Annotated in this window: 3 protein-coding genes; 1 reads left to right on the top strand and 2 read right to left on the bottom strand. The window is 66.4% G+C overall.

Going from position 1 to position 3,482, the window contains the following annotated elements; genetic code table 11:
* Positions 1-1,696: ribonucleoside-diphosphate reductase subunit alpha (locus tag Q0C81_RS17510; RefSeq protein ID WP_291841005.1), on the bottom strand; the 1,696-nt coding region annotated here is incomplete at its 3' end.
* Between the two features lie 365 nt (positions 1,697-2,061).
* On the opposite strand from Q0C81_RS17510, the gene Q0C81_RS17505 reads away from it, so the two are divergent.
* Positions 2,062-2,730: a phosphatase PAP2 family protein gene (locus Q0C81_RS17505; protein ID WP_367118037.1), complete on the top strand. Its 669-nt coding sequence runs from the start codon at positions 2,062-2,064 to the stop codon at positions 2,728-2,730.
* A 3-nt stretch (positions 2,731-2,733) separates the two neighbouring features.
* On the opposite strand, the gene Q0C81_RS17500 is transcribed toward Q0C81_RS17505, so the two are convergent.
* On the bottom strand, positions 2,734-3,482 hold a 749-nt coding region (locus tag Q0C81_RS17500; protein WP_291841000.1), incomplete at its 5' end, for a metallophosphoesterase.

Here is a 3,482-nt window from a genome sequence, read left to right as displayed (position 1 = left end):
CCCAGGCGGACCAGTGCAACATGTGCAGATCCCATTTGTTGACGTCGCCCGGGATGAACAGGTTCAGCGACTGGGCCTGGCAGATTTCCGGCGCGCGGTCGGCGGCCAGTTCAACCACCCAACGCTGGTCCAGCTCGAAGGCGGTCTTGTAGATGCCCTTCTCGTCCTCGTTCAGGGCGTCCAGATGCTGGACCGACCCCTCGTGTTCGAGGATCGAGTTCCAGACGGCCTCGGTGTTGATCCCCTTCTCGTCGAGCAGGCGCTCCAGATAGGGGTTCTTGACCGCGAACGAGCCCGACAGGGTCTTGTGGGTGTAGATGTTGGCCGGGATCGGCTCGATGCCGGCCGAGGTGCCGCCGCAGATGATCGAGATCGAGGCGGTCGGGGCGATGGCCAGCTTGTGCGAGAAGCGCTCCATGACGCCACGCTCGGCGGCGTCCTCGCAGGCGCCCTTCTCTTCGGCCAGCAGGCGGCTGGCCTTGTCGGCCTCGCGGCGCAGGTGCTTGAACAGGCGCATGTTCCACGACTTGGCCATGGCGCTTTCGAAGGCGACGCCCTGGCCCTGCAGGAAGGAGTGGAAGCCCATCAGGCCCAGGCCCACCGAACGCTCGCGCTTGGCCGAGTAGACGGCGGCGGCCATGGCGGGCGGGGCGCGGCGGATGAAGTCTTCCAGCACGTTGTCGAGGAAGCGCATCACGTCCTCGATGAACTTGGGCTCTTCGCGCCACTCCAGGAAAGTCTCGGCATTGACCGAGGACAGGCAGCAGACCGCGGTGCGGTCGACGCCCAGGTGGTCGCGGCCGGTGTGCAGCATGATCTCGGCGCACAGGTTGGACTGCTTGACCGACAGGCCCAGGTCCTTCTGGTGCTGCGGCATCTGCCGGTTCACCGTGTCGGAGAAGATCAGGTAGGGCTCGCCGGTCTGCAGGCGGATCTCGAGGATCTTCTGCCACAGGGCGCGCGCATCGACCGTCTTCATCACTTCCTTGTTCTTGGGCGACAGCAGGTCGAAGGTCTTGCCGTCGCGAACCGCCTCCATGAAGGCGTCGGTGATCGAGATGCCGTGGTGCAGGTTCAGGGACTTGCGGTTGAAGTCGCCCGACGGTTTGCGGATTTCGAGGAACTCCTCGATCTCCGGGTGGTGGATGTCCAGGTAGACGGCGGCCGAGCCGCGGCGCAGCGAGCCCTGCGAGATCGCCAGCGTCAGCGAGTCCATCACACGGATGAAGGGGATGATGCCCGAGGTCTGGCCCGCGCCCTTGACCTTCTCGCCGATGGAGCGGACGCCGCCCCAGTAGGTGCCGATGCCGCCGCCGTTCGAGGCCAGGGCCACGTTTTCGTTCCAGACGCTCTGGATGCCGTCCAGCGAGTCGCCGACCGCGTTCAGGAAGCAGCTGATCGGCAGGCCGCGATCCGCGCCGCCGTTCGACAGCACCGGGGTCGCCGGCATGAACCACAGCTTCGACATATAGTCGTAGACGCGCTGGGCGTGCTCGGCGTCGTCCGAGAAGGCCGTGGCGACCCGGGCGAACATGTCCTGGTAGCTCTCGCCGGCCAGAAGATAGCGGTCCTCGAGGGTCTTCTTGCCGAAGTCCGTGAGCAGATCATCCCGCGAACGGTCGATCTGGATCGAGGGAACGACCGACAGATGCGGGCGGGCTTCGCCGTCGGCGTCCGCAACCGTCTGGAATTCCATCGTCTTCAACGCTTCGCCGCCAGCCATTTGATCGTCGCCCTGAACAAAAATCTAAGAGGTATCCCCGCGCTCCGAACCACAAGACCTAGTGGCTGAAGCGCTCCCCAAGCCCACATATGGGGCGCAGATGGCTAACCAACCGTCAACGGGCTTGACGATCACTTTCTATCCGAATCGGCTTCAAGGCGGGGGATGAGCCTGTGGACAGGCCGCGACGCGGGCATGACAAGGCGCTGTCGATTTGAATCACGAACGCGTGAGGGGAACGTCCCACAAACGGGACCGTTAGCTTGGCCATGACCGGGGAACAGCAAGTCGTTTTTTGGCGCCGCGCACTGCGCATCGCCCGCACCGAAATCGCCGCCTTGAGCGCGCTTCTGATCATCGCCCTAGGCGTCATGACCTTTGTCGAGGTCGCCGACGACATGACCGAGGCGGACGGCCAGATGTTCGACCAGGCGGTGCTGCACTGGCTCCAGCCGGTCGCGGGACAGCCGCGCGGGCCGTGGTGGCTCCAGGAGGCGGCGGCCGACCTGACGTCCCTGGGCGGCATCTCCGTCCTGACCCTGTTCGCGGTGATCGCCTTCAGCTTCCTGCTGATCCAGCGCAAGCGGCTGTCGGCCCTGCTGCTCGTCGTCGGCCTGGCCGGCGGCGTGGCCCTGAGTGAAGGCCTCAAGGCCCTGTTCGAGCGCGCCCGCCCGCCCGCCGCCTATCAGGCGGTTGAGACGCTAAACGCCAGCTTCCCCTCGGGCCACGCCCTGCTGTCGACGGTCTTCTACCTGACGCTGGGCGTCATGCTGACCCGGGCCTTCCCCCAGAAACGATTCAAGGCCTTCGTGCTGGGCAGCGCCATCCTGATCGCCCTGCTGATCGGCCTGACCCGCGTCTACCTCGGCGCCCACTGGGCCACCGACGTGCTGGCCGGCTGGTGCGCCGGCGCCGCCTGGGCCATGGCCCTGTGGCTGGTCGCCTATGCGGTCGAGCGCCGGCAGGTCGTCCACCACGCGCCGCTGCAGGACGATGAGCCGGGCTGAGCCCTAGACCTGGAACACCCGATAGGGCTGATCCCCCAGCGTTCGCAGCACCGGCAGGGCCACGTTGTAGACCGGCACGCCCTTGTGGGTCCGGCCCTCGGGCGCGCCGCGGTGGGCGTGGCCGTGAACGACCAGGCTGACGTTGTCATAGCGGTCGATGGTCTCGCCCAGACGCGAGGAGCCGAGGAAGGCGTGGATTTCGGGCGGCTCGCCCATCACGGTGTCGACGACGGGGGCGTAGTGCAGCAGCACCACCGAGCGCTCGGTGCGCAGCATGCGGATCGAGTTCTCGATCTGGTTGGCGTCCTCGACCGCCTCCTGCACGAAACTCTTGATCGTCGCCTCGCCGAAGGGGCTCAGCATGTAGCGGCCGAAGCCGCCGACGAAGCCCTTGCCGCCCGCGAAGCCGACGCCCTCGATCTCGAAGGCCTGGCCGGTCAGCATCTGGACCCCGGCATCGCATAGCATCTTGGTCACATGCTCGGGCTGGCCGCATTCGTGCTCGTGATTGCCCAGCACCCCGACCATGGGAATCTTGCAGGCGCGGATGTCCTCCAGGAGGATCTCCACCTCGCGCGTCTTGCCGAAATTGGTCAGGTCGCCGCACAGGCACAGCACGTCGGCGTCGTCGGACACGCGCTCGAACAGTTCGCGGTGCGGCCGCTCATGGTTTTCGCCCACATGCAGGTCGCCGACGGCGGCCACGCGCAGCTTTCTGGTCGGTCCCGGCTCGAGGCCGGGCTGGGGCGTCT

This window comes from Brevundimonas sp. (assembly GCF_023259385.1).
Lineage (GTDB): Bacteria > Pseudomonadota > Alphaproteobacteria > Caulobacterales > Caulobacteraceae > Brevundimonas.
Note: the sequence above shows the minus strand (reverse complement) of the source record. Positions and strands in the feature narration are given on the sequence as shown.